The following is a 24,142-nucleotide window of genomic DNA, read 5'->3' as shown; positions in this document are numbered from 1 at the left end:
CGCCGTCGGCCGCACCGGCTTCGCCACCCCGGGCGATTCGGTCCATGAGCAGCGCTTGACCTCAAGCGCGCTTGAGGCTTCATGATCCAATCATGGATCTCACACAGATGGCCGAGCAGCTCCGGGCGCTCACCGACCGCGCCGACATCGACCGCCTCGTCACCGACTACCTCCGCTCTCTCGACGAGGGGACGATCGACGAGGCGTGGGCCCGTTCCTTCTTCACCCAGGACGCGCGGAGCGAGACCCCGGTGGGCGTGCACGAGGGAATCGGGGCCCAGTTGTCGTCCACGCGGGACGCCATGGCGCTCTTCGAGCGGACGGTCCACTTCGGGTCCGACCTCCTCGTCGACGTCGACGAGGGCGGCGACCGCGCGACCGTGCGGTGGAACCAGCTCAGCACCCACGTCCTCGGCACCCCCGAACGGCTCTTCGTCTCCGGCGGCCACAGTGAGGCCGAAGTCGTCCGCACGCCCGAGGGCTGGCGCTTCCGGCGGCTGGCGCTGCGTATCGCGTGGACGCGGGGGCGGCCGCCGGTCCTCGCCGGGTGAGCGGCGGCTAGGCGTTCGGGGACGCGGCGCGGGCGAGGTTGGACTCCAGGCGCTCCAGGACGCGCAGCGTCGTGGCCCGCTCGTCGGCGGTGAGGTCGCCCGTGACGCCGGCCTCCAGCTCGGACCAGATCTGTTCCACCTCGCGGCGCAGGGCGTGGCTGGCGGCGGTGGGTTCGATGATGACCGCCCGTTTGTCGCCGGGGCAGGGGCAGCGGCGGACGAAGCCGGCCTGTTCCAGCCGCTGGACGGTGCGGGTCATGGTGGCGGCGTCGGAGTCGAGCAGGCGGACGAGGTCCGTCTGGCGCTGGGGGCCGAGGTCCCACAGCTGCATCATCACCAGCTCCTGACCGCGGTGCAGTCCCACGCGGCGCAGGAGCTGCCCGGCGATCATGCGGTGCAGCCGGGCCACGCGGAAGATCGCGTGGCTGACCGGACCCGTACGGGCGGACGCCGGCACCGGCACGGTCGCCTGGTCGGAAGAGTTCCCGCCTTCGGGCGTCGGCCGCGTCATGGCCACGCTCCCCTCTGATAGCTGCTCGAACAGTTACCAGACTAACCCAGGCCCGCCAGCAGCGTGACGCAGGACACTTCGGCGCCGGGGAATGGCTCCGCCGTATTTACTTGTTCGGACAGGTAAAGCAGGCTCAGCCACTCCTCACCACCGAAGGACACGGACATGACGACCGCATTCGAACCGATCGACCTGGGCAGCCGGCGCCTCGAGAACCGCATCGCCATGGCGCCGATGACCCGCAGCCGCGCCTACGGCCCGGGCGCCTCCCCGACCCCGGCGACGGAGACCTACTACGCACAGCGCGCGAGCGCCGGTCTGATCGTCACCGAGGGCGTCCAGCCGTCGGTGGTCGGCCAGGGCTACCCCGACACCCCGGGGCTGCACTCCGAGCAGCAGATCGCGGCCTGGCGGAAGGTGACCGACGCGGTGCACCGCGAAGGGGGAGTGATCTTCGCGCAGCTGATGCACACCGGCCGCATCGGCCACCCCAGCCTGCTGCCCGACGCCCTGGTGCCCGTCGGCCCGTCGGCGGTCGCCGCCCGGGGCCAGGTGTTCACCAAGGAGGGGCCGAAGGACTTCGTGGTGCCGAAGGAGCTGACCGAGGAGGAGATCCGGCAGACCGTCGCCGACTTCGCGACCGCGGCACGCAACGCGATCGCCGCCGGGTTCGACGGGGTGGAGATCCACGGCGCGAACGGCTACCTGATCCACCAGTTCCTCGCCCCCAACGCCAACCGCCGCACCGACGCCTGGGGCGGCTCCGTCGCGCACCGCGTCCGCTTCGCCGCCGAGGTCGCCGCCGAGGTCGCCGCGGCGATCGGCGGCGAGCGCGTCGGCTTCCGCATCTCTCCCGGCAACCCGTACAACGACATCGCCGAGGACGATCTCGCCGAGGTCTACGGCACGCTGGTGGCCCACCTGGCGCCGCTGGGCCTGGCGTACCTGCACATGATCGAGGGCCCGGACCGCGAGCTCACCCACCGGCTGCGCAAGGAATGGCCGGCCGCCTTCGTCCTCAACCCGTTCACCCACCCGCACCCGACCGGGCCGGACGCCCTGGGCCTGATCGCGGACGGCACGGCCGACCTGGTCTCCTTCGGCGCGCTGTTCCTGGCCAATCCCGACCTGCCGGCCCGCCTGGCCGCCGGCGGCCCCTTCAACTCCCCCGACCCCGCCACCTTCTACGGCGGCGACGACCGCGGCTACACCGACTACCCGGCCCTGCCCGCCGCCCCCGCGACCGCTCTCTGACCGGTGCCCGCGCCGGGCGGCGTCTCCCGCCGCCCGGCGCGGGGCCGGCCCCCGGGCCTTCGCCTCACTCCGCCCTGAGGGTCAGCGTGAAGGCGCGGTCCGTCGTCCGGGACGCGGTCTTGACCTGGACGACGCCGCCCCGGTCGGCCGGGTCGTACCACCAGCCCTGGTCCGCCTTCTCGAAGGCGTCCTTGGTGTCCAGGCGCGGCAGTTCCCGCCCGTCCAGCACGGCGGCCGCCGGCGCCGCGCCCGTGTGCACCGTGAAGCGGTACGGGCGGGACGTCTGCTTACCGCGGAAGTCGCCCTTCAGCGCGCCCAGTGACAGCGTCACATCACCCGACTCCGGGGCCCGGACCGTGAGCTTCTGCTCGGCGTAGGCGCCCGACCTGTGCGCCCGCGTCACGCCGTCGTCCTCGTACACGGTGAAGGAGGACGTCCCCTGCGGGTAGACGTCCCACGCCACCGGCGAGTCGGCCGTGCGGTCCTCGTAGGAGCGGATGCCGGGCCACATGGGGATGTTCGCGCCGGCCTTCACGAACAGCGGGAGCGTGTCCAGCGGGGCCCGGTAGCCGTCGACGGTCGTCGGGCCCTGGTACGTGCGGCCGGTCCAGTAGTCGGTCCACTTCCCCTTGGGCAGGTAGATGCCGTCGCGGACCTCCTTGTCCTCGTACACCGGGGCCACGAGGAAGTACTCGCCCGTCAGGAACTCGTACTTCGCCGCGTCCGACGCCGCCTTGGGGTCGTCGGGGTACTCCAGCGCCAGCGGGCGCACCGGCCCGACGCCGGTCCTGGTCGCCTGGGCCGCGTAGGAGTACATGTACGGCAGCAGCGACTCCTTCAGCTTGAGGTACTTGCGGTTGATCGAGGTGTACGGCTCTCCGTACCGCCACGGCTGCTTGTCGCTCGGGGCCCAGCCGTCCATGGTCATCACGGCCGGCAGGAACGCCTTCCACTGCAGGTCGCGTACGTAGGTCTGGGGGCTGCCGCCGAAGATGCCGTCCACGTCGCCGGTCGTGTAGGCCAGGCCCGACATCGTCGCGCCCGCGTAGGTGGGGATCTGCCAGCGGATGTACTCCCACGAGCCCTTCTGGTCACCGGACCACTGGACTCCGCAGCGCTGGGCGCCGGACCAGCTCTCGGGGGCCCAGGTGAAGCCGCGGGCGTCGCTGTTGTCCTCGATGCCCTTGTAGGCGTCCTTGCAGCCGTCGAGCGCGAACTTGTAGCCCTCGCCGACCCAGGCGACGTCCAGCTTGGCGACCCGCTGACCGGCCTTGACCTGCTCGCCGAGCTTGGCCAGGCCGTCCTCGGTCCACAGGCCCATCTTCATCTTCCGCTCGCCGAGGCCCTTGTTCACCTCGCTCAGGTTCTCGTAGCCGCAGCCGTAGCCGTCGTTGACGAGCATCCAGCCCAGCGGCAGGTCGTTCGCGGTGTAGCCGTCGGCGACCTTCAGGGCGTCGAGCGTGCGGCGCTCGCCGCGGTTCTTGTTGTGCAGGTAGCAGTCGGAGTCGCCGATCTCCAGCCCGTACAGCGGTGGCAGGAAGGGCTTGCCGGTCAGCTTCGTGTACCGCCCGATGACCTCCTTCGCCGACCGCCCCGCGACGTAGTAGGCGTCGAAGCGCCGTTCCTGCGCGCTCGCCCGCACCGGGTCGTCGAAGGCGTACCTGCCGGGCGCGTAGGTGTTGCGGTAGACGCCGTAGCCGGCGGAGGAGAGGTAGAACGGTACGGAGTTGGGGTGGCCGCCGTCGTTCCAGTTGTAGTCGACGCCGACCTCGACGGTCTTGCCCCGGTGGGAGGTGTTGCCGCGCCCGTTCTGCATCCCGGCGCCGTAGAACTGCTCGTCGCCGCCGCGCGCCAGGGTCTGGGTGGTGCGGTCCTTGGTCCAGGTCAGACCCTTGGTCTCCGCCCACAGCCGCGAGCCGTCGGCGCGGTGCAGAGCGAAGCGCAGCGGGCTCTTGTACGCGCGCAGGGTGAGGTCCGGGGTGCTCATCTCGTAGCGGTCGGCCCGCTCCCGCCAGCGGGTGGCCGGGGGCGGGCCCTGCGGCTGGACGATGTCCTTGCCGGCCGGGTCGGTGAAGGTGCCGTCGGGCGCCAGCTCGACGCGGACGGTGTCGGCGGCCACGAAGGTGACGCGCGCCCGGGTCTCGCCGGCGCGGAGGTGGAAGACCGCTCCGGCCGTCGAGAATCCGGTGAGGTCGCCGACGGTCCGTTCGTCCGGGGCGGCCGGGGCGGCCGGGCCTGGCGGCTCGGCGCGGGCGGCGCCTTGCGGGCCGGCCAGGGCCGCCGTGAGCCCGAGGAGGGCGGTGAGGGCCATCGCTCTGAGGCGTCGTGGTGTTCTCATGGTGGTGTACCTACGCGCTTGGCGCGTACACGACCATGGACTCGCGTACCGGGTAGGTGGACTTGTCGTCAGGGGCCGCTCAGCGCGCCACCGCCACCACGTCGTATTCCGTCGAGGGTGTGGGGTCCACGTCCAGGCGGGCGTTGGGCAGGTAGAGGCGGTCGCCATAGGCGGCCACCGTCGTGGGGATGCGGAAGCGGGGGTCGGTGATGCGGCGGACCATGCCGCCCCGTCGTCCGCCGGCGTCCAGGCGCAGCACGTCGACGGCGTTCCGCATCTGCTGGACGACGTAGAGGGTGCGGCCCAGCAGCAGCGCCCCGTCACCGTCGGGGAGCCTGGCCCCGCCCAGGTCGACGCGGCGGGCGTCCCCGGTGCGCGGGTCCACCCGCATCAGGCTGCCGCCGTCCTGGAAGACGTTGATGACCAGCAGCGCCCTGCCGTCGGGCGTGGGGGCGATGCCGTTGGAGGTGAAGCCGTCGTCCGGGGCCTCGGCCCACTCGCCCGTCAGCCGCAGCGTCACCACGTCGCGGGCGGGCGGCAGTTCGCCGCGCGGGCCGAGCGGGAGCCCGTAGACCTGGGCGTGCGTGGAGTCGGTGAACCATGCCGCGCCGGGCGTGAGCACCACGTCGTTGACGACGGTCGAGGCCACGCCGACCTCGTAGGTGGCGAGGATCCGGCCGGTGCGGGTGTCGACGACGCGCAGCTGGCGGGAGGGGCCGCCGGCGATGAAGGCCCGGCCGTGCCGGTCGGTCTTCAGGCCCACGGACATGGCGTCGGTGCCCGTGGGCACGAGGGTGCCGTGCCCGGTGGCCAGGCTCGCGCGGTACAGCGAGCCCCCGCCCAGCGAGCCGAACCAGGCGTACGGGCCGGGGCCGATGGCGATGCCCTCGGGCCGGAAGCCGGCGGGCAGCGGGAAGCGGTCCGGCCAGCGGCCGGAGGCGGCCGCGGCGGCGCGGGCGGCCGGGCCGAGCGGCCCGACGGCCACGCCGGCGCCGAGCGCGGCGCCGGTCAGAAGGAGTCGTCGCCGTGCGGGGAAGCCTGCCATGGTGTGCGTCCTTCCGGGGGACGGTCAGCCGACGTGGCACACCCCAGCACAGCGCCCGCGCATCGCGCGCCCCTCACGCCACGATCTCCACAAACGAAGGGGGGCGCTCCCCCGCGGGCTTTCCCACGGGCGAGCGCCCCCTGACGGAAGGGGTCAGCGCGTCACAGCGCCACGCCCAGCAGCGCGTCCGCGGCGCGGGAGACCAGGCCGGGCGCGCCCTCGTCGGTGCCGCCGGTGGCCGCCTGGGCCGCGGCCCAGCGGTCGACGGCGGCGAGCGCGGCGGGGGCGTCGAGGTCGTCGGCGAGGGCCTCGCGGATCTCCTCGACGAGAGCGTCGGCGGACGGGCCGTCGGGCCGGGAGACGGCCGCGCGCCAGCGGGCGAGGCGCTCGACGGCCTCCTCCAAGACGGCGTCCGTCCACTCCCAGTCGGCACGGTAGTGGTGGCTCAGGAGCGCGAGGCGGATGGCGGCCGGGTCGACGCCCTCACGGCGCAGCGCCGAGACGAAGACGAGGTTGCCCTTGGACTTGGACATCTTCTCGCCGTGCAGGGCGACCATGCCGGCGTGCACGTACGTCTTGGCGAAGGGGTGTTCGCCGGTGAGCGCCTGGGCGTGCGAGGCGCCCATCTCGTGGTGCGGGAAGATCAGGTCGGAGCCGCCGCCCTGGACGTCGAAGCCCATGCCGAGGTGCTCCAGCGCGATGGCGACGCACTCGATGTGCCAGCCGGGCCGGCCGGGGCCGAGCGACGCGCCGTCCCAGCTGGGTTCGCCCGGGCGGGCGGCCATCCACAGCATGGGGTCGACGGGGTTCTTCTTGCCGGGGCGCTCGGGGTCGCCGCCGCGCTCGGCGGACAGCAGGCGCATCGCCTCGGCGTCGAGGCGGGAGACGCTGCCGAAGGAGGGGTCGGAGGCGACGGAGAAGTAGATGTCGCCGTCGAGTTCATAGGCGGCGCCCGCGTCGCGCAGTCGCTCCACCAGGGGCACGATCTTCGGTATCGACTCCACGGCGCCCACGTAGTGGCGGGGCGGGAGCATGCGCAGCGCGGTCATGTCCTCGCGGAAGAGGGCCGTCTCGCGCTCGGCGAGGGCGGTCCAGTCGTCCCCGTTGGCGAGGGCCCGCTCCAGCAGCGGATCGTCGACGTCGGTGACGTTCTGGACGTAGTGGACCTGCCGCTTGGTGTCGAGCCACACGCGCTGCACGAGGTCGAACGCGTTGTAGGTCGCCGCGTGCCCCATGTGGGTGGCGTCGTACGGCGTGATGCCGCAGACGTAGATACGGGCGACGGGACCGGGAACGAGGGTCACCCGTTCACCGGTCGCGGTGTCGTGGATCCGGAGGTCGCGGCCACTGCCGGGCAGGGCGGGTACCTCTGAAGCGGGCCAGGCATGCATGACCTGAGCGTAACCGGACGCGGGTTCCGGATACGAACCGGGCGCGGGGGTTGGCCGAAGTTCCCGTCTTGCAGGGGCTGCTTGACGTGTGTATTCCCGCGCGTCGGCGCGTAAAGATCACACCGGCGGCCAGGGGATGGCCGGCCACTGCCCGCTGGGCTCGCGGTGCCGCCCGGTGCGCAGCAGCCCGGCCACCCGGCCCCTGAGGGCCTCGATCTCCGCCGGAGTGATCAGCTCCGCCAGCCGCGCGGCCAGGGGCCGACCCTCGGCCAGATCGTCCGAAAGTCGCCGTAGGGCCGCCAGCGCCTCCTCGGGCAGCGGCTCCCCCGCCCACCCCCACAGCAGGGTGCGCAGCTTGTCCTCGGCGTTGAACGTCACGCCGTGGTCGATGGCGTAGAGCCGGCCGTCCGCGGCGGGCAGCAGGTGGCCGCCCTTGCGGTCACCGTTGTTGATCACGGCGTCGAGGACGGCCAGCCGGCGCAGCCGCTCGTCGTCGGCGTGCACGAGCAGCGCGGTGCGGTCCTCGCCCACCTCCGCGAAGCCGACGGCCTTCCAGCCGGGACCCGGCTCCTCCCCCTCGACCAGGGCCAGCAGCGCCTCGCCGGTCTCCTCGTCCGCGGACGCCTCGATCCACAGCTGGCACATGCCCGGACCGTAGGGGCCCTCCCGCAGGACGGTCGGCGGGACGAGCCCCCAGCCCATGGCCTCGGAGAGCTCGTAGGCGGCGACCTCGCGCTGGGCCAGGGTCCCGTCGGGGAAGTCCCACAGGGGCCGCTCCCCCGCGACCGGCTTGTAGACGCAGGCGGCGCTCACGCCCTCGTACTCGACCGTGCAGTACAGGACCGCGTTGGAGGCCTCGCGGACCCGCCCGCGTACGGTCAGCTCGCCCTTGGCCAGCAGCTCGTGCGGGGTCACGCTCCGCGGCGGTATCCGTTCTGGCGCGGACATACGTGTCCCTCCGGGTCGAGCGGCAGGCTGCACAGCGGGCACGGGGGCCGGCCGGCGTTGACGACTTCGAGGGCGCGCTTGGCGAAGGCGCGGGCCATGGTGCCGGTGAGCCGCACGCGCAGCATCGGCGGGCCGTTCAGCTCGTCCTGCAGCAGCCGCTCCTCGGCCTCGACGAGGTCCTCGTCGGAGTCGGCCTCCAGCTCGACGAGGGCCTGGGCCTCCACCACCATGCGCTGGCCCTCGCCGTCCCAGGCCAGGGCCATGGTGCCGACCCGGAACTCCTCCTCGACGGGGGACTGAAGCGGCTCGGTGTCGGCGAACTCCACAGGTGCCACGGCCGGCACGGGGGCGCTGCCGCCGGTGCGCCGCACGACCTCGTCGAGGAGCTCGTCGATGCGCTCGGCGAGCGCCTCGACCTGGGCCTTCTCCAGCGCGACGCTGGTGGTCCGGCCGCCCGCGGTGGCCTGGAGGAAGAAAGTGCGGCGGCCCGGCAGCCCGACCGTACCGGCGACGAAGCGGTCCGGTGGGTCGTAGAGGAACACCTGACGGGACAACGTCCTGCTCCATTGGGTTCGGTGGTCGGGGTGTCTGTTCCGGGTGCGGGATCACGTACGCGTCCCCCGGGCGCGGCCCGGGCGCTCCCGCGTCACCACCCTACTGCGCGCGACGATCACGGTGCTCCCGCACCGCCTCCCACGGCCGCGTCCTCGGCGGGCTCCCCGTGGGTGGGTGCGGGCGGGACGAGACCGGCGAGGTCGCCGGTGTCGCCGAGGCGCAGCAGATAGGGGCGCAGCCGGGTGTAGCGGATGGCGGTGACCGAGCAGGGGTCGGCGGTGATCCGCTGGAAGTGGTCCAGGTGCAGGCCCAGGGCGTCGGCGACGAGCGACTTGATCAGGTCGCCGTGGGTGCACACGAGGTAGGCGGCGTCGTGGCCGTGCTCCCGCTCGACGCGCTCGTTCCACTCCCGTACGGCGTCGACCGCGCGCGCCTGCATGGCGCGCACCGACTCCCCGCCGGGGAAGGCGGCCGCGGCGGGGTGGCGCTGGACGACCTCCCACAGGGGTTCGCCGGCGAGGTCGGCGAGCTTGCGGCCCGACCAGTCGCCGTAGTGGCACTCGCCGACGCGCTCGTCGGTGTGCAGCGGCAGTGCGGGCCGGGCGTCGAGCAGCGGCTGGAGGGTTTCCAGGCAGCGTTGCAGGGGGCTGGAGACGGCGGCGGCGAGCGGGACGTCCGCCAGCCGGGCCGGCAGGGCGGCGGCCTGTGCGGCGCCGCGTTCGTCCAGGGCCACGCCGGGGGTCCATCCGGCGAGCACTCCCCCGGTGTTGGCGGTGGACCGGCCGTGCCGGACCAGGATCAGCGTGGGCATGGCCGCCAGCCTACGATGCCTTCGGGCGCCGCCGGGGTGTGAGGAAAGTGTCATGGGAATCGGCGTGCGGGGAAGCAGCGGGGGAAGTTTTCACAGACGTTTCAGGGAAGGCTGTCTCGTGTGATCGTGGACTGCGCCATCTACCGGGACGGGCACCGCACCGAGGGGCCCGCCGATTTCTCCGACGCGCTGGACCAGGCGCGCGCCGACGGGAACTCGTTTTTGTGGATCGGCCTGCACGAGCCCACGGAGAAGGAGTTCGAGCTGGTCACCAGCGAGTTCGGGCTGCATCCGCTGGCCGTGGAGGACGCCCTGCACGCCCATCAGCGGCCGAAGCTGGAGGTCTACGACGACTCGCTGTTCATGGTCCTCAAGCCGGTGGTCTACGACGACGAGGCGGACACCGTCACCACCGGCGAGCTGATGCTGTTCGTCGGCGACTCCTTCGTGGTCACCGTCCGGCACGGCGAGGGCAGCCCGCTGGCACGCGTGCGCAAGCGGCTGGAGCAGGACCCGGAGCTGCTGTGCCACGGGGCGACGGCGGTGCTGTACGCGGTGAGCGACGAGGTCGTGGACCACTACACGGAGGTGGCCGCGCTGCTGCAGGCGGACCTGGACGAGCTGGAGGCGGAGGTGTTCGCGCCGGTGGGCGGGGACACCAAGCACACCGCGTCACGGATCTACTCCTTCAAGCGGCAGGTCGTGGAGTTCCGGCGGGCCACGATCCCCCTGACCGACCCGGTGGCGCGGCTGGCGGGGGCGGGGCTGCCGTTCGTGGACGACCGCTCGCGGCCCTTCTTCCGGGACGTCGGTGACCATCTGGCGCGGGCCAACGAGTCCGTGGAGGGCCTGGACCGGCTGCTGACGGACATCCTCTCGGCCCACCTCGCGCAGATGGGCGTCCAGCAGAACGACGACATGCGCAAGATCTCCGCCTGGGCGGCGATGGCGGCCGTGCCGACGATGATCGCCGGGGTGTACGGCATGAACTTCGACCACATGTGGGAGCTGCGGCAGCCGTGGGGCTATCCGGCGGTCGTGCTGCTGATGGTCTCTCTGGTGTTCGGGCTGTACCGGACGTTCAAGCGGCGCGGGTGGCTGTAGGGGGCGTGCCCCGGCCGGTGGCTCAGGCGAATTCGGCGGCGGTGGTGGCGGGCCTGCCCAGGGCGTCGCGCCGCTCCGGCATGCGCAGCGCGACCATCCGCCGCCAGCCGACGAGCCGTTCGTAGGCGTACAGGGCGCGGATGCCCGCCGCGAGCGCGGCCGACTTGGCCTTCGGCCAGCGCAGGATGCGGCCCATGCGGCTCATCACGGCGAGGCTGACGTCCCGGTAGATGGCGATCTCGGCCAGCGCGCTCTCCCGCAGCAGGGCCTGGATCGTCCGGCCGTGCCCGGCGGCGGCGAGGCGCAGCAGCTCCTCGTGGCAGTAGGCGAGGTGGTTGGCCTCGTCGTCGCAGATCATCCGGATCGCCTTGCCGACCTCGGGGTGGTCGCCGAAGTACCGGGTGAGCATGTCCATCTGGTCGGCGGCGCGCTGCTCGGTGACCCGGCTGTGGACGAGGTAGGCGATGATGTCGCGCTCGGTCAGCGGCGCCTCGCCGCGCAGCTTCTCGTGCGGCAGGCCGATGCCCTCGCGTTCGAGGATCATCGTGTAGTCGGTCTCCGGCGGCGCCTCGATCTGCGGCAGTCCGCGCCTGCGCAGCAGGGCCTGGAAGATCCGGCCGTGCTTCTCCTCGTCGGCGCCGTGCCGGGCGATCTTGGGGGCGAGGGTCCGCCGGCTCTCGGGCACCAGAGCGGCGATCCGGCCGTTCTCCCAGCCGCCCTGGTGCTCGCCGCCGGCCGCGATCGAGCAGAACAGCTGGTAGGCCTCGTCGTTGTCGATGATCTCCTGGAACAGACTCCTGGCCGTGAGCATGGCCCTCACCTCCGTCTGCACCGAGTCAACGGCTCCCGCTCGGGCGCGGCAATCAGGGACGGCGCGCGCTCGGCCGAACGGAGGAGTTCGGGCGGAGATTCGAGGGTTCCCCGGCGCGTAACCACCGGCGCGCCCAGGCGTTGTGTTCGGTGTCGGCCGTGGCGGGGAAGACGACCCCCGAGCCCCCACCACGGCCGCGGCCCCTTGGGGCAGGGTTCGCTCAGGCCAGTCCGGCCCGCTCCAGCGCCTCGACGCCGGTCCGCAGGCTCGCGAGCCGCTCCTCCAGGGTGAACCCGGCGGGGGCCAGCGACAGGGTGGTGGTCCCCGCGTCGGCGTAGGCCTGCATGCGGTCGGCGATGCGCTCGACCGGGCCCAGCAGGGCGGTGGAGTCGATGAGCTTGCGCGGGATCGCCGCGGCCGCGCCGGCCTTGTCGCCGGCCAGGTACTTCTCCTGGATCTCGGCGGCCTCCTTCTCGTACCCCATCCGCTGCGCGAGCTTGTTGTAGAAGTTCTGCTTGGCGCTGCCCATGCCGCCCACGTAGAGGGCGGTGTAGGGGCGGAAGAGGTCGGCGAGGGCGTCGATGTCGTCGCCCACGGCCATGGGAACGGTCGGGACGAGGTCGAAGCCGTCGAGGTCCTTGCCCGCCTTGGCGCGGCCCGCGCGCAGGGCGCCGAGGGTGGTCTCCTCGGCGTGCTCGGGGGCGAAGAAGACGACGAGGGCGCCGTCGGCGATCTCGCCGGTCTGCTCGAGGTTCTTCGGGCCGATCGCGGCGATGTACAGCGGGATCCGCTCGCGCACGGGGTGCACGGTGAGCTTGAGGGGCTTGCCGGGGCCGCCGGGCAGCGGCAGCGTCCAGTGCGCGCCCTCGTGAGTGACGCGCTCGCGGGACATGGCCTTGCGGACGATCTCGACGTACTCGCGGGTGCGGGCCAGCGGCTTGTCGAACTTCACGCCGTACCAGCCCTCGGAGACCTGCGGGCCGGAGACGCCCAGGCCCAGCCGGAAGCGGCCGCCGGAGAGCGAGTCGAGCGTGGCGGCGGTCATCGCCGTCATCGTGGGCGTACGGGCGGGGATCTGCAGGATCGCCGAGCCGACGTCGATGCGCTCGGTCCGGGCGGCCACCCACGACAGCACGGTGGGCGCGTCCGAGCCGTACGCCTCGGCGGCCCAGCAGACGGAGTATCCGAGGCGGTCCGCCTCGCGGGCGACGGCGAGGTTGTCCGCGTCCATCCCGGCTCCCCAGTAGCCGAGGTTGATTCCGAGCCTCATCCCGCTCACGGGCACCCCTTACTCATCAGTAACGTCGCTGTTGCCCGGACTCTAGCGCGCGTACCCCCTGTACGTCACCGGGCGGTTGACGGCACCCGGGGGCGGCGCGGCGACGCGGTGCGACGCGAACAGTACTCTCAGCGCTCATGGAACAAAGGCATCTCGGCCGCACTGGCCTGCGGGTATCCCGGATCGGGCTCGGCACCCTGACCTGGGGCCGGGACACCGGGGAACACGAGGCGGCCGGGCAGCTCAAGACCTTCTGGGAGGCGGGCGGCACGCTCGTCGACACCGCGGACGTCTACGCGGACGGGGGCGCCGAATATCTGCTCGGGCGGCTCCTGGAGGATCTCGTACCGCGCCGGGACCTGGTCATCGCCACCAAGGCCGGCAGCGTGCTGGACCCCGACCGGCGCGTGGACTGCTCACGCGGCCACCTGCTCGCGGCGCTCGACGCCTCGCTGGAACGGCTCGGCACCGACTACGTCGACGTATGGCAGATACACGCCTTCGACCCCGCCACCCCCGTCGAGGAGACGCTGCAGGCCGTCGACCTCGCCGTCCGCAGCGGCCGGGCCCGCTACGCCGGGGTCGTGGGCTTCAGCGGCTGGCAGCTCGCCAAGGCCGCGACCTGGCAGCTCGCCGAGCCCGCGGTGCGCACCCGGCTGGCCTGTACGCAGATGGAGTACTCACTGCTGCAGCGCGGCATCGAGCGGGAGGTGCTGCCCGCCGCGCTCGACCTCGGCATCGGCGTCCTGCCCTCCTCGCCGCTGGGCCGGGGCGTGCTCACGGGCAAGTACCGCCACGGCACCCCGGCCGACTCCCGGGGCGCCTCCGAACACCTCGCCCCCTTCGTCGCCCCCTACCTCGACGACACGGCGGCCCGCGTCGTCGACGCGGTCACCACGGCCGCCCACGGCCTCGCCACCACGCCGCTGCAGGTGGCCCTGGCCTGGGTCCGCGACCGCCCCGGCGTCGTCGCACCGATCGTCGGCGCCCGCACCGCGCAGCAGCTCGGGGCGGCACTGTCAGTGGAGACCCTTAGTCTTCCGGACGAGATCTGCCAGGCGCTCGACGACGTGTCGGCGCCCGTGCACCGCTACCCCGACCACAACTGGAGCACGCTGTGACCAACGACCCCGGTCACCTCGCCGACGACGCCACCGCCCCCGAGGCCGCCGACACAGCCCCGGCCCCCGACGCGGCCCGGTTGCCGCACGGCAGAGCCGACGACGCGCGGGACGGTGCTCCTGGGCCGAGCGGTGGCGAGGGCGCGCCGGGTGCGGGCGGGAGCCCGGCCGGGGCGCGGTCGGCCGTGGCCGAGGCGTTGGCGGCGGCGGTGCGGGCCGTGGAGAGCGGGGAGCGGTCCGCGGCCTCGTTCTTCACCGAGCCCAAGCCCAAGCCCCGGCCCGCGGCGCGACCGGCACCCGTCCGGCCCGCGCAGGCTCCGGCCGCCCCGGCGACGGTCGCGCCCAGCGCCGGACTCGTCGAGGTGCTCGCCGCGGGCGGCGCCCCCGAGCAGCTCGCGCCGCAGGCCGCGCAAGCGCTCGGCGAGCAGGCCGCCGACATCCTGCGCGAGGACCCCTGGCGGCTGCTGGCCGTGCCGGGCGTACGGCCCGAGCAGGCCGACGGCTTCGCGCGCGCCCTGCTGGGGCCCGAGTGCGGGCCGGGCGACGAGCGGCGGGCCCAGGCGCTCGTCGTATGGCTGCTGGAGCGCGCCGCGCTCGCCGGGCACACCGTCCTTCAGGCCCCGGCGCTGCGCGCCGAGCTCGCGCGGCGCTCCGTGCCCGACCCGGACGAGGCGCTGCAGAACGCCATCGCCGAGGGTGCGGTGCTGGTGTTCCACGAGGGCCCCGAAGGCGAGGGTGAGGCCGGGAGCGAGGACGGGGACGGCGAGTCACCGGTGTCGCTGCTGCTGGGACTGGACCGGTACGCCATGGCGGAGGAGAGCCTCGCCGACGGCCTCGCCCGGCTGATCGCCGCCCCCCTGCCCGAAGCCGACTGGGAAGCGGCGGCCGGCGCCGCCCCCTCCCCCTCCGCCGCCGAGCTGATCCGCGCGGCCGCGGCCTGCGGCCTGGTGGCGCACAGCGGCGGCGAGGCGGCCCGCGCCGAGCCCGCCGCCCTGGTGACGGCCGCGGCCGGGCTGGGCCTGCGCGCCTGCGCCGCCGCGCACACCGAGGACGGCCGCCGCCGCCTCGCCGCGCTGGGCGTCCCCGACGCCGTCACCGTCGCCGGCCTGCTGTCCGGCCAGGAGGGCCCCGGGCGCGACGAGGACGGCTCCCTGGCCCTGGACCTGCTCGTCGTCCTCGACGCCCCGCAGCTGGACGTGGAGACGGCGGCACTGCTGGTGGAGTCGCTCGCGGACGGCACCCGCCTGGTGCTCGGCGGCGACCCCGGCGTGCTGTGGTCGGCGGGCCCGGGCCGCGTGTTCGCGGACGTCGTGGCGGCCCGCGCCTGCCCGGTGGTCGTCTCCCGCACCCCCGACCCGGGCCCGCTCGGCGAGCTCGTCTCGGGCATCGGCGTCGGCGAGCTCCTTCAGGTGGCCGCGCCCGGCAAGGAGGTCGTGATCGTCCCGGTGCGGGATCCGGGCGAGGCGGTGCACCGCACGGTGCAGCTGGTCGCCGACTCCGTCCCGCGCGCCATCGGTGTGCCCGCCGACCGCACCCAGGTGATCACCCCGGGCCACGGCGGCCCCGCCGGCACCCGCGCGCTCAACGCGGCGCTCAAGGAGCGGCTGAACCCCGGCCCCGGCCGGTTCGGCGGCTTCGACCCCGGCGACCGCGTCGCCTACGTCCCCGCGCCCGGCCGCATGCTCCCCGGGACCGTGACCTCCGCGGACGCCGAGGGGCTGCACCTGGACTGCGACGGCGCCCCCGTGGTCGTACCGCCGGACCGCGTCGGTGACGAGGTGCGCCACGGCTGGGCCGTGACCGCTCACCAGGCGGCCGGGACGCGCTGGCCCGCGGCCGTGGTGGTCCTGCCGGGCGATGCCGCCGGGTCGCTGACGCGCTCGTGGATCTACACGGCGTTCAGCCGCGCCGAGCGGCACCTGTCGGTGGTGCAGGGCGTGGACCAGGCGCTGCCCCGCGCCGTCGCCGAGGTGCCGGCGAAGGAGCGGACCACCCGCCTGCGGTCCCTGCTGGAGGCGCAGAGCCGCCCGGCCGAATGACCACCGGCCGTCCGGCCGGCTCCCCCAGGAGCCGGCCGGACGGCCGGAAAAGCCGAGGTCAGCGGCGTGGGCGGCGTACGGTCCGGCCGTCGTCACCCCCGTCGTCGACGTCGAGATCGTCGTCCTCGTCATCTCCGTCGTCGTCATCGCCGTCGTCGTCATCGTCATCGCCGTCGAGGCCGAGCTCCTCGTCGAAGACGGCGCTGACGTCGAAGCGGCAGATGACGCGCTGCGGATCGGCCTGCTCGAAGGGTTCGGCCAGCCACTCCCCCGGCTCGGCCGGTTCGTCGGCGGCCGACACCCACAGCGTGGAGTCACCCTCCTCCAGGCCGAATTCCTTGTGCCGGGAGGCGATTTCGTCCGGCTCGTACTCGCCGAAGAGCACCCCGAGGGCGGCGTGCACGCTGTGGCCGACGATGCCGGCCGCGCCGCCGTGCCCTCCCGCGTCCGTGTCGACGTCGACGTCCGGATCGAGATCGGCGACACGCTGGGCCTGGGCGAGCAGCCGCTGCGGCTCGACCACCGCGTAGTCCCTGCGGATCAGCACGCTCAGTGCGCTGGGCTCGTCCGGCCCCGCGTAGGCGGGCAGCGTGTCGTCCCCGGGGATCTCGAAGGGGGTGACCTCGTCGTAGGCGTCGTACAGCAGCTCGTCGTACGCCTCGGCTGTCGCGGCCAGCTCGTTGAACGCGGCGTAGACGGCCGGGTCGTCCTCCCCCGAACGGCGTTCGACGGCCTCGAGGTGGCGGTCCAGAGCGGCTTTGACCGCCTCGGCGGCGGCCCGTACCTCGGCAGCGGTTGGCTGCGCAGCATCAGACATAGTGCAGACGCTATCCGCACCGGGCCCGTTCCCGCACAATAGATGCGATGCCGGAATACGAATTCTGCGATGTGTATGTGCCCAGGGGTGTCTCCCGGAGGGCGACCACACGCCTGCTGACCGAACACGCCGAGTACGGACACTGGGAGTTGGACCGACTGCGCCTCTATCCCGACGGCAGCCGCAGGGTGCGGCTGCGCCGGAGGATCATTCGCCAGATCCGCGCCACGTGGTGACCGGGTACCGCCCTTCGGTACCGCACGGCAACCGGGTGAACGCCCGGGAGTGAACGCATACGGAGCGGGCCCCGCGGCTGCGGGGCCCGCTCCGTGCCGGTTCCGACCGGCTCAGCCGTTCAGGGCGTGTCAGCCCTGGGCCCCACGGGAACGGCGGTAGAGCATCGCGCCGCCGAGCAGCAGGCCCGCGCTGGCGGCACCGGCCGCACCCAGCTGGCCGGCACCGGTGTGCGCGAGCTCCGCGGCCTTCTGGGCGACCGTGGCCGGACGGTGCTCGGCGAGGGGCGCGGCGGGAAGGTGCGCGTCCTTCACCTCCATGGCCGGCTTGGCCTGGTGGTGACCCGGCGCGCCGGGGTGGCCGGCCGGCTCGTCGTGGTGCTTGGCCGGCGGCTTGTGGCCGGGCTTCGCCTCGGTGGGCGGGTTGTGGTGCCCACCGGGCTTCTGCGGGCCCTGGTGCCCCGGCTTCTCGCCGTGCGGCGGCTTGTGGCCGTGGCCCTGCTGGGCCGGGCCGTGGCCGTTGTTGACGCACGTGTTGCCGTGCGTGGAGTTGCCGATCCCGACCACGTTGACGCTGTTGCCGCACGCGTTGACCGGGATGCTGACCGGCACCTGCGCGGTGTTGCCGGAGGCCACGCCGGGCGAGCCGACGCTCTTGCCGTCCGCCAGCGCACCGCCGTGGCCGTAGCCTCCGTGGCCGCCGTGACCGTGGCCGCCGTGGCCCTTGTGGCCGTGGCCGCCGTTGACACAGCGGTTGCCCGTCGCGGGGTTGAGCAACCCGACGACGTTCACGGTGTTGCCGCACGCGTTCACCGGCACGTGGACCGGAACCTGAACGGTGTTCCCCGAAGCGACGCCCGGGGAGTGCGTCGCGGCGCCGTTGGCACCCGAGTCGGCCTGGGCGTAGCCGCCGGTGACGGCGGCGATCACCCCACTGGCCGCCGCTACGGTGATCAGGCCCTTCTTGGTGACCTGTCGCATTTTCGTCTTGCCCCTCTGCTGCTGCTTGCCATGCGGAATGCGCAAGGGCGTACATTTCCCCACCCGTGCGCGGAAAACCTGGTCCCATCCCGATGGCCCCAAAGTCCGGCGGCCCCGGAACGCATGGCGCGCGCTCCGGAGCCGCTGCGGGTTCAGCCCCTCACGGATTGGGACACGGCGTCACTTGTTGACGCAGGTGTTACCGAAAGCGGGGTTGAGCAGCCCGACGACATTGATCGTGTTGCCACACAGGTTCACCGGCACAGCCACCGGGACCTGGACGACGTTGCCCGAGACGACGCCGGGAGAGTTCACGGCAGCACCCTGGGCCCCCCCGGTGGCGGCGGCGACGCCCGCGCCCACGAGTACGAGACCACTGGTGGCTGCCGCGGCGGCGACGACCTTCTTGAGCATGGATTCCTCCTTGTTGGCAATGCGATCCCAGCCGCGGACCGCACACCTGTAACGACACGGGGGAATTGGAGCTACGTAAGGAGGAAGGCGTTCACTCGTTCCGGCGAAGAAGGCGCCAAATACGTACGGCCCGACTCTCTTTCAGGGCCGATGTCAGCACGCGTCCAGGAAGCGGTCGAGCACACGCACCCCGAATTGCAGGCCGTCGACGGGCACGCGCTCGTCCACGCCGTGGAACATCCCCGCGAAGTCCAGCTCGGGCGGCAGCTTGAGCGGGGCGAAGCCGAAGCAGCGGATGCCCAGGTCGTCGAAGTGCTTGGCGTCGGTGCCGCCGGAGAGCATGTACGGCACGGCCCGCGCGATGGGGTCCTCGGCCTTGAGCGCCGTCTGCATGGCGTCGACGAGGTCCCCGTCGAAGCTGGTCTCCAGCGCCTTGTCCGCGTGGACGTCCTCGCGCTTGACCCGCGGCCCGAGGACGCGGTCGAGGTCGGCGAGGAACTCCTCCTCGTAGCCGGGCAGGAACCGGCCGTCGACGTGGGCGGTGGCCTGCCCCGGGATCACGTTGACCTTGTACCCGGCGCCGAGCATCGTCGGGGCCGCGGTGTTGCGCAGGGTGGTGCCGATCATCTTGGCGATGCCGCCGAGCTTGGCGAGCGTGGCCTCCATGTCCTCCGGGTCGAGCGGGGTGCCGAGCGCGTCGGACAGCTCGTCGAGGAAGGACCGCACGGACTTGGTCACCCGGACCGGGAACTCGTGCCGCCCCAGCCGGCCGACCGCCTCGCACAGCTCGGTGATGGCGTTGTCCTTGTTGGTCATCGAGCCGTGGCCGGCCGTGCCGTCCACGGTGAGCCGCATCCAGTGCATGCCCTTCTGGGCGGTCTCCACCAGATAGAGCCGCAGGTTCTCGTTGACCGTGAAGGAGAAGCCGCCGACCTCGCCGATCGCCTCGGTGACGCCCTCGAAGAGCCCGGGGTGCTTGTCCACCAGGTACCGGGCGCCGTAGACGCCGCCGGCCTCCTCGTCGGCCAGGAAGGCCAGCACGATGTCGCGGGGCGGCTTGCGCCCGGTGCGCAGGCGGTCGCGGACGACCGCGAGGGTCATCGCGTCCATGTCCTTCATGTCGACCGCGCCGCGCCCCCACACGCAGCCGTCCGTGATCTCCCCGGCGAAGGGGTGGTGGGTCCAGTCGTCGGCGTCGGCGGGCACGACGTCGGTGTGGCCGTGGATGAGCAGGGCCGGCCGGGAGGGGTCCTCGCCCTCGATCCGGGCCACGGTCGAGGCGCGGCCCCGGTGGGACTCGATGATCCGCGGCTCGAGCCCGACCTCGGCCAGCTTCCCGGCCACGTACTCGGCGGCCGCCCGCTCGCCGGGGCCGGAGTGGTCGCCGTAGTTGCTGGTGTCGATCCGGATCAGGTCGCGGCAGAGGTCGACGACCTCCTTCTCGGCGTTCCCGGCTGTACCTGCTGTACCGTCGACGACCGGCTTCGACTCGCTCACGCTGCCTCCTCGTGGTTCGCCGCCGGTCGGCCGCGGCGGGTACGCGCGGGCCCCCCGGCGTGGGTCCACGGCCATCCTCCCTCTCCTGTTCCCCCAGCCCAAGGCCGCAATGCGGCCGACATACGCCCGCAACGAGCGGTGCCCGGCGGCGCCCGGCAGCGTGATCGAGCACCGTCGAATGTTTGGTATTGTTTTCCATGTCGCCGCGGGGAACACCCCGCAGAGACAGACACCTGGTCCGGGTGGCGGAATGGCAGACGCGCTAGCTTGAGGTGCTAGTGCCCTTTATCGGGCGTGGGGGTTCAAGTCCCCCCTCGGACACCAGCGGGAACCCCAGCTATCAGCTGGGGTTCTTCTGTATGTCCTGGTCTTTTACGGGCGAGCGGCCCGGCGACCCCTCGTGCTGGCGTTCGATGCTGCGTAAGATCATCCGGATGACGCCCCAGAGCCCCCGCAGCGCCGTTCCCTCCGCCGCACCCTGCCGGGTCACCGTCTGCCGGGGCTGTTGCTGCGGCGATCCCGCGAAGGTGCCGGGCGTGGATCACGCGGGGCAGATCGCCCGGCTGCGGCGGGCCCTGGGGGATGCCGCCCCGGTGCGGGCCTCGGAGTGCCTGGACGTGTGCGACCAGGCGAACGTGGTGGTGGTGCAGCCGTCGGCGGCGGGGCGGGCGGCCGGGGGCAGGCCCGTGTGGCTGGGGCTGGTCAACGACGACGACGCGCTGGCGGACATCGCCGCGTGGGTGCGGGCCGGCGGGCCGGGGCTGGCGGAGCCGCCCGGGGTGCTGGACCTGTACGAGTTCACCGTCTCGCGGCGGGTGGGGAAGGCGCTGGAGAGCTGAGGCGCCTCCCCCGGCCCGTCACACCGCGCGGTGGCTGCCGCCGTCCCTCTCCACCGGCAGGTCCAGGGCGGGGTTGCGGTCGAAGAACCCCGTGGGCTTGAGCGAGAAGCCCGTGGCGTCGACCGGCATGACCGGCCACTCCTCCAGGCGCGGCAGGTGCGTGGGCCCGAAGGTGTGCCAGACGGTCAGCTCGGTGTTCTCCAGGCTCTCGCCGCCCGTGGTCCATCGCGGCAGCCCGGCGCCCCCGGGGTGCTGGTTGGGGTAGTCGCCCGCCGGGTAGCGCCGGTCGGGGCGGTGGCGGGTGACCCACAGGTGCTTGGTGCCGTAGGCGGTGCGCCGGGCCACGGCGGACCCGGGTTGCGCCAGGACGAGCGGCCCCGGCTGCGGGACGAGGGTGTAGGCGACGGGCTGTCCCATGCGGTTGCGCGAGCCGGGGTTGGTGATCCGCCAGCGCCGCCCGGCGGCGGGGTCGGCCACCCGGCCGCCGTCCGCGCTGTCGGCGAGGACGGTCGTACGGGTGGTGAAGGCGTTGCCGGCCGGGTTGGACGGGCCGGGCGGGACGGGGACGACGTCGACCTCCTCGACGGTGTTGGCGAGCCCGTCGACGGCCACGTCGAGCCGGACGCAGAACAGGTGCTGGTGGTACGGGGCGAGCAGGCCCGGCGCGATCTCGGTGCCGTGGGGCGAGCCCGCGCCGGGCTCGACAGCGGCGGTCTGCACCATGCCGGTGGACTTGGCCTCGAAGGCGATGGTGCCGTCCTGGTGGAAGTACCAGTAGAAGCCGTAGTCGTAGTTGCCGACGGTCGCGATGAAGGAGATGACCAGGCGGCGGGAGCGGCGGCTGTGGGCGGCGTTGTCGTTGAAGATGTCGGTGTGCTTCCACAGGAGGCCGTGGTCCTCCTCGTGGACGCAGATGGCGTTGGGCAGGGTCTGGGGGTTGCCCTCGTCGTCGGCGACGACGGCGTCCAGGTAGCGGATCTCGCCGAGGCAGTCGCAGCCGAGCCGCAGGGCGTTGGCGTTGCGGCCCAGGGAGTACTCGCCCGCGTCGAGGAAGGCCACCCAGTTGCGGCTCTCCTCGGGTTCGCCGTAGGAGACGGCCATCTCGGCGAGGGAGGCGCGGTGCAGGACCGGTCGTTCCCGGCCGTCCTGTCCGTCGCGGTGGGTGACGCGGTGCAGGACGAGGCCCTCGCGCGCGTTGAAGTCGACGCGGAAGCTCCAGTTCTGCCAGGTCAGCAGGGGCCCGTCGAGCCGGAAGGACGGCCCCTCGGGCTGGGTGATCTCCAGGGGGCGCAGGTCGGTGCGGGCCGGTCCGGTGAACTCGCTCTCGTACCGGCCGCATTCGGTGGGTACGGGCACCGCTCCGGTGTCGATGATCCGTACGACGCGCCGCTCGATGACGTCGACGTCGGCCACGAGGCCGCCCACGGGGTGGGCCCAGGCGTTGTCGGTCGCGTCGCAGCGCAGCCAGGTCAGGCAGCGCAGCAGCCGGCGGCCCGGCCTGTCGAGCACGAGGTCGCCGGCCGCGAGCGGGGCGCAGACGGCCAGGTCGGTGTCGTCCACGCCGCGCTCGGCCATGGCCTTGCGCCAGCCGGGGTCGGCCTTCACGATCGCCTCGACGACCGGGTACTCCTCGAACAGGACCTGCGGCTGGCCTTCGGTGGCCACGTCCAGCGCGCGGTAGGAGAGCAGCAGGGCGCCGGTGACGTCGACGAGGGCCTCGGCGGCCGCGCCGGTCGCGGTGTCGAGCAGGGTGACGCGCAGCCGCCGCACGACGGGGTCGCCGGGCCGGTGGACGGCGGCCGTGTGGCGGTCGGGCTCGTCGAGCAGGACGAGGGGGAAGCGGGTGGAGGGTAAGACCTTGCCCGCCTCCTCCAGTACGCGGCGGGCCGTGGCTATCTCGTCGGCGCTCAGCGGGTCGAGGGGATGGGGCGCGGCGGCCGGGGAGCCGGAGGGGCAGCACGTCATGAGGAAACCTTTCTGGAGTGGGTGGGGCCGGTGGTTGCGGAGGGCTCCGTGGCCGCCGCCTCCTTGGCGGCCTTCTCCAGCTGGAACGCCTCGTTGCCGAGCCCGATGCGCGCGTGCACCTGCGGGCGTACGGCCTTCAGCACGAGCCCGTAGCCGAGCCCGAGGAGGACGGCGAGGCCGATCAGGCCGGGCAGGATCCAGCTCAGGGCCCCTCCGGGGCCGGCGCCGAGCAGGACGTCGAAGTCCTTGACCGCGTAGCCGACGATGATCAGCAGGATCAGCCCGGCGACCCCGGAGGCGATCAGCCGGGGTGCCTGGGCGCGGGCCGCGCCGCGGCGGACGAAGAAGACGATGACGGCGGCGCTGGCGGCGGCCATCAGCACGATGACGCCGAGCGCGCCGACGTTGCCCATCCAGGTGAACAGCCGCAGGACGGGCGCGGTCGGGTCGCCGTGGGGGCGGTCGTCGGTGAGCGCGAAGAGCGCGACGGCCAGCAGCGAGACGGCGCTTTGGAGCAGCGAGCCGTAGGCGGGGGCGCCGCTGGCCCTGGAGGTGCGGCCGAGGGCGGCCGGCAGCAGGCCCTCGCGGCCCATGGCGAAGGCGTAGCGGGCGACGACGTTGTGGAAGCTGAGCATCGCGGCGAACATGCCGGTCACGTAGAAGAGGTGCATGGCGTCGGTGAAGGTGGCGCCGAACCGGTCCTCGGAGAGGGCGAAGAGGAGGTTCGGGCCCTCCTTCCGCGCCAGATCGACGATCTGTGACGGCCCGGCGGCCACGTTCAGCGCCCAGGAGGCGAAGGCGAAGAACAGGGCGACGAAGCCGACGGCGAGGAAGGTCACGCGGGCGACGGCGACCTGCGGCCGGCTGGTCTCCTCGGCGTAGACGGCGGCCTGTTCGAAGCCGACGAAGGAGGCGATGGTGAAGCACAGCGCGGTGCCGAGCCCGGCGCCGGAGAGGGTGGCGGGGTCGAAGGCGTGCAGGGAGAGGCCGTCCGGGCCGGGGCTGCCGAGGGCGGCGGCGTCGAAGACGACGACCATGGCGCACTCGATGAGCAGCAGCACGCCGAGGACCTTGGCGTTGAGGTCTATCTTGAGCCAGCCGAGCGCGCCGACGGCGGCGACGGCCACGAGGGCGGGCACCCACCAGGCGACGCGCAGGCCGAGATGCTGGTCGAGGAGGCCGGAGAGCTCGAAGCCGAAGATGCCGTAGATCGCGAACTGCATGGCGCTGTAGGCGACCAGGGCGACGACGGAGGCGGCGGCGCCGGCGGTGCCGCCCAGGCCACGGGCGATGTAGGCGTAGAAGGCGCCGGCGTTGTGGACGTGGCGGCTCATCTCGGCGTAGCCGAAGCTGAAGAGGGTCAGGACGACGCCGAGGATGACGAAGAGCAGGGGCTGGCCGACGATGCCCATGGTCCCGTAGGTGGTGGGCATGACGCCCGCGGTGACCATCAGCGGGGCGCTGGCGGCGACGACCGACAGCAGCAGGCCCGCCACTCCTATGCGGCTTGCGCGCAGGCGTCTTTCCTGCCCTTTGAAGGTGCTGATCTCGCGCGTGATGCCCGTCGACATGGCGGGGCCGTCCTTCCCGTGGGGGTGAGCGGAGCCGGGGTGGTGCGGGTGGTGCGAGGCGGTGCGG

The 24,142-nt window shown here is 73.1% G+C and carries 22 protein-coding genes and 1 tRNA gene; 8 read left to right on the top strand and 15 right to left on the bottom strand.

Annotated features, from left to right (window positions below; genetic code table 11):
* The first annotated feature begins 92 nt into the window (after positions 1-92).
* A complete protein-coding gene (locus tag ABZ956_RS22305; protein ID WP_361896290.1) occupies positions 93-551 on the top strand; it encodes a nuclear transport factor 2 family protein in 459 nt (152 codons plus the stop codon).
* Between the two features lie 7 nt (positions 552-558).
* On the opposite strand, the gene ABZ956_RS22300 is transcribed toward ABZ956_RS22305, so the two are convergent.
* Positions 559-1,062: a MarR family winged helix-turn-helix transcriptional regulator gene (locus ABZ956_RS22300; RefSeq protein WP_361896287.1), complete on the bottom strand. Its 504-nt coding sequence runs from the start codon at positions 1,060-1,062 to the stop codon at positions 559-561.
* Between the two features lie 165 nt (positions 1,063-1,227).
* Between ABZ956_RS22300 and ABZ956_RS22295 the strand changes: the two genes are divergently transcribed.
* Positions 1,228-2,316 (top strand): alkene reductase, encoded by a 1,089-nt coding sequence (locus ABZ956_RS22295; protein ID WP_361896285.1) that lies wholly within the window; start codon positions 1,228-1,230, stop codon positions 2,314-2,316.
* A gap of 64 nt (positions 2,317-2,380) precedes the next feature.
* On the opposite strand, the gene ABZ956_RS22290 is transcribed toward ABZ956_RS22295, so the two are convergent.
* From ABZ956_RS22290 to ABZ956_RS22265, 6 genes are all read right to left on the bottom strand, one after another.
* Positions 2,381-4,654, bottom strand: coding sequence for a TIM-barrel domain-containing protein (locus tag ABZ956_RS22290; RefSeq protein ID WP_361896282.1), 2,274 nt, complete (start codon positions 4,652-4,654; stop codon positions 2,381-2,383).
* Positions 4,655-4,733: 79 nt separating this feature from the next.
* Positions 4,734-5,699, bottom strand: coding sequence for a superoxide dismutase (locus ABZ956_RS22285; protein WP_361896279.1), 966 nt, complete (start codon positions 5,697-5,699; stop codon positions 4,734-4,736).
* 161 nt (positions 5,700-5,860) lie between these two features.
* The gene (gene mshC / locus ABZ956_RS22280) at positions 5,861-7,090 is read right to left on the bottom strand and encodes a cysteine--1-D-myo-inosityl 2-amino-2-deoxy-alpha-D-glucopyranoside ligase (protein WP_361896276.1); all 1,230 of its coding nucleotides are present in this window, start codon (positions 7,088-7,090) and stop codon (positions 5,861-5,863) included.
* Positions 7,091-7,207: 117 nt separating this feature from the next.
* A complete protein-coding gene (locus ABZ956_RS22275) occupies positions 7,208-8,038 on the bottom strand; it encodes an SCO1664 family protein (protein WP_361896273.1) in 831 nt (276 codons plus the stop codon).
* Positions 8,002-8,592, bottom strand: coding sequence for a DUF3090 domain-containing protein (locus tag ABZ956_RS22270; protein ID WP_361896270.1), 591 nt, complete (start codon positions 8,590-8,592; stop codon positions 8,002-8,004). Before ABZ956_RS22270 ends, ABZ956_RS22275 begins: the two co-directional genes overlap by 37 nt.
* Positions 8,593-8,708: 116 nt before the next feature.
* Entirely contained in the window at positions 8,709-9,404 is a 696-nt protein-coding gene (locus ABZ956_RS22265; RefSeq protein ID WP_361896267.1) for a histidine phosphatase family protein, read from the bottom strand.
* 111 nt (positions 9,405-9,515) lie between these two features.
* Between ABZ956_RS22265 and corA the strand changes: the two genes are divergently transcribed.
* Positions 9,516-10,508, top strand: a complete 993-nt coding sequence (corA, locus tag ABZ956_RS22260) for a magnesium/cobalt transporter CorA (RefSeq protein ID WP_361896419.1) — start codon at positions 9,516-9,518, stop codon at positions 10,506-10,508.
* 22 nt (positions 10,509-10,530) lie between these two features.
* Here corA and ABZ956_RS22255 read toward each other — a convergent pair whose 3' ends face one another.
* Positions 10,531-11,319, bottom strand: coding sequence for a ferritin-like domain-containing protein (locus ABZ956_RS22255; protein WP_361896264.1), 789 nt, complete (start codon positions 11,317-11,319; stop codon positions 10,531-10,533).
* Between the two features lie 220 nt (positions 11,320-11,539).
* Positions 11,540-12,589: an LLM class F420-dependent oxidoreductase gene (locus ABZ956_RS22250; RefSeq protein ID WP_361896416.1), complete on the bottom strand. Its 1,050-nt coding sequence runs from the start codon at positions 12,587-12,589 to the stop codon at positions 11,540-11,542.
* 146 nt (positions 12,590-12,735) lie between these two features.
* On the opposite strand from ABZ956_RS22250, the gene ABZ956_RS22245 reads away from it, so the two are divergent.
* A complete protein-coding gene (locus tag ABZ956_RS22245; RefSeq protein ID WP_361896262.1) occupies positions 12,736-13,719 on the top strand; it encodes an aldo/keto reductase in 984 nt (327 codons plus the stop codon).
* A complete protein-coding gene (locus tag ABZ956_RS22240) occupies positions 13,716-15,758 on the top strand; it encodes a helix-hairpin-helix domain-containing protein (protein WP_361896259.1) in 2,043 nt (680 codons plus the stop codon). The genes ABZ956_RS22245 and ABZ956_RS22240 overlap by 4 nt, the downstream gene beginning before the upstream one ends.
* A 58-nt stretch (positions 15,759-15,816) precedes the next feature.
* On the opposite strand, the gene ABZ956_RS22235 is transcribed toward ABZ956_RS22240, so the two are convergent.
* The gene (locus ABZ956_RS22235) at positions 15,817-16,575 is read right to left on the bottom strand and encodes a hypothetical protein (protein ID WP_361896256.1); all 759 of its coding nucleotides are present in this window, start codon (positions 16,573-16,575) and stop codon (positions 15,817-15,819) included.
* 47 nt (positions 16,576-16,622) lie between these two features.
* Between ABZ956_RS22235 and ABZ956_RS22230 the strand changes: the two genes are divergently transcribed.
* A complete protein-coding gene (locus ABZ956_RS22230; protein WP_225664025.1) occupies positions 16,623-16,811 on the top strand; it encodes a DUF5703 family protein in 189 nt (62 codons plus the stop codon).
* A gap of 129 nt (positions 16,812-16,940) precedes the next feature.
* Here ABZ956_RS22230 and ABZ956_RS22225 read toward each other — a convergent pair whose 3' ends face one another.
* The 3 genes from ABZ956_RS22225 to ABZ956_RS22215 form a co-directional block, all read right to left on the bottom strand.
* The gene (locus ABZ956_RS22225; protein WP_361896253.1) at positions 16,941-17,789 is read right to left on the bottom strand and encodes a chaplin family protein; all 849 of its coding nucleotides are present in this window, start codon (positions 17,787-17,789) and stop codon (positions 16,941-16,943) included.
* Positions 17,790-17,969: 180 nt separating this feature from the next.
* Positions 17,970-18,203 (bottom strand): chaplin, encoded by a 234-nt coding sequence (locus ABZ956_RS22220; RefSeq protein ID WP_361896250.1) that lies wholly within the window; start codon positions 18,201-18,203, stop codon positions 17,970-17,972.
* Between the two features lie 153 nt (positions 18,204-18,356).
* Positions 18,357-19,700, bottom strand: coding sequence for a M20/M25/M40 family metallo-hydrolase (locus ABZ956_RS22215; RefSeq protein ID WP_361896247.1), 1,344 nt, complete (start codon positions 19,698-19,700; stop codon positions 18,357-18,359).
* Between the two features lie 236 nt (positions 19,701-19,936).
* On the opposite strand from ABZ956_RS22215, the gene ABZ956_RS22210 reads away from it, so the two are divergent.
* Both ABZ956_RS22210 and ABZ956_RS22205 read left to right on the top strand, forming a co-directional pair.
* A tRNA-Leu gene (locus ABZ956_RS22210) sits at positions 19,937-20,024 on the top strand.
* Positions 20,025-20,134: 110 nt separating this feature from the next.
* A complete protein-coding gene (locus ABZ956_RS22205; RefSeq protein WP_361896244.1) occupies positions 20,135-20,539 on the top strand; it encodes a (2Fe-2S) ferredoxin domain-containing protein in 405 nt (134 codons plus the stop codon).
* Between the two features lie 18 nt (positions 20,540-20,557).
* Here the strand turns inward: ABZ956_RS22205 and ABZ956_RS22200 are convergent, their stop codons facing one another.
* Both ABZ956_RS22200 and ABZ956_RS22195 read right to left on the bottom strand, forming a co-directional pair.
* Entirely contained in the window at positions 20,558-22,504 is a 1,947-nt protein-coding gene (locus tag ABZ956_RS22200; RefSeq protein ID WP_361896241.1) for a primary-amine oxidase, read from the bottom strand.
* Positions 22,501-24,075, bottom strand: a complete 1,575-nt coding sequence (locus ABZ956_RS22195; protein ID WP_361896238.1) for an APC family permease — start codon at positions 24,073-24,075, stop codon at positions 22,501-22,503. The genes ABZ956_RS22200 and ABZ956_RS22195 overlap by 4 nt, the downstream gene beginning before the upstream one ends.
* Between the last annotated feature and the right edge of the window lie 67 nt (positions 24,076-24,142).

The organism is Streptomyces sp. NPDC046261 (genome assembly GCF_040646235.1).
Classification (GTDB): Bacteria; Actinomycetota; Actinomycetes; order Streptomycetales; family Streptomycetaceae; genus Streptomyces.
Note: the sequence above shows the minus strand (reverse complement) of the source record. Positions and strands in the feature narration are given on the sequence as shown.

Bases quoted from the DNA above. Each gene is read 5' to 3' on its own strand.
- ABZ956_RS22245 (WP_361896262.1), top strand. From the start codon at position 12,736: ATGGAACAAAGGCATCTCGGCCGCACTGGCCTGCGGGTATCCCGGATC.
- ABZ956_RS22195 (WP_361896238.1), bottom strand. From the start codon at position 24,075: ATGTCGACGGGCATCACGCGCGAGATCAGCACCTTCAAAGGGCAGGAA.
- ABZ956_RS22205 (WP_361896244.1), top strand. From the start codon at position 20,135: ATGACGCCCCAGAGCCCCCGCAGCGCCGTTCCCTCCGCCGCACCCTGC.
- ABZ956_RS22225 (WP_361896253.1), bottom strand. From the start codon at position 17,789: ATGCGACAGGTCACCAAGAAGGGCCTGATCACCGTAGCGGCGGCCAGT.
- ABZ956_RS22265 (WP_361896267.1), bottom strand. From the start codon at position 9,404: ATGCCCACGCTGATCCTGGTCCGGCACGGCCGGTCCACCGCCAACACC.
- mshC (WP_361896276.1), bottom strand. From the start codon at position 7,090: ATGCATGCCTGGCCCGCTTCAGAGGTACCCGCCCTGCCCGGCAGTGGC.
- ABZ956_RS22275 (WP_361896273.1), bottom strand. From the start codon at position 8,038: ATGTCCGCGCCAGAACGGATACCGCCGCGGAGCGTGACCCCGCACGAG.
- ABZ956_RS22305 (WP_361896290.1), top strand. From the start codon at position 93: ATGGATCTCACACAGATGGCCGAGCAGCTCCGGGCGCTCACCGACCGC.
- ABZ956_RS22255 (WP_361896264.1), bottom strand. From the start codon at position 11,319: ATGCTCACGGCCAGGAGTCTGTTCCAGGAGATCATCGACAACGACGAG.
- ABZ956_RS22285 (WP_361896279.1), bottom strand. From the start codon at position 5,699: ATGGCAGGCTTCCCCGCACGGCGACGACTCCTTCTGACCGGCGCCGCG.
- ABZ956_RS22220 (WP_361896250.1), bottom strand. From the start codon at position 18,203: ATGCTCAAGAAGGTCGTCGCCGCCGCGGCAGCCACCAGTGGTCTCGTA.
- ABZ956_RS22250 (WP_361896416.1), bottom strand. From the start codon at position 12,589: ATGAGGCTCGGAATCAACCTCGGCTACTGGGGAGCCGGGATGGACGCG.
- ABZ956_RS22300 (WP_361896287.1), bottom strand. From the start codon at position 1,062: ATGACGCGGCCGACGCCCGAAGGCGGGAACTCTTCCGACCAGGCGACC.
- ABZ956_RS22200 (WP_361896241.1), bottom strand. From the start codon at position 22,504: ATGACGTGCTGCCCCTCCGGCTCCCCGGCCGCCGCGCCCCATCCCCTC.
- ABZ956_RS22295 (WP_361896285.1), top strand. From the start codon at position 1,228: ATGACGACCGCATTCGAACCGATCGACCTGGGCAGCCGGCGCCTCGAG.
- ABZ956_RS22235 (WP_361896256.1), bottom strand. From the start codon at position 16,575: ATGTCTGATGCTGCGCAGCCAACCGCTGCCGAGGTACGGGCCGCCGCC.
- ABZ956_RS22230 (WP_225664025.1), top strand. From the start codon at position 16,623: ATGCCGGAATACGAATTCTGCGATGTGTATGTGCCCAGGGGTGTCTCC.
- ABZ956_RS22290 (WP_361896282.1), bottom strand. From the start codon at position 4,654: ATGAGAACACCACGACGCCTCAGAGCGATGGCCCTCACCGCCCTCCTC.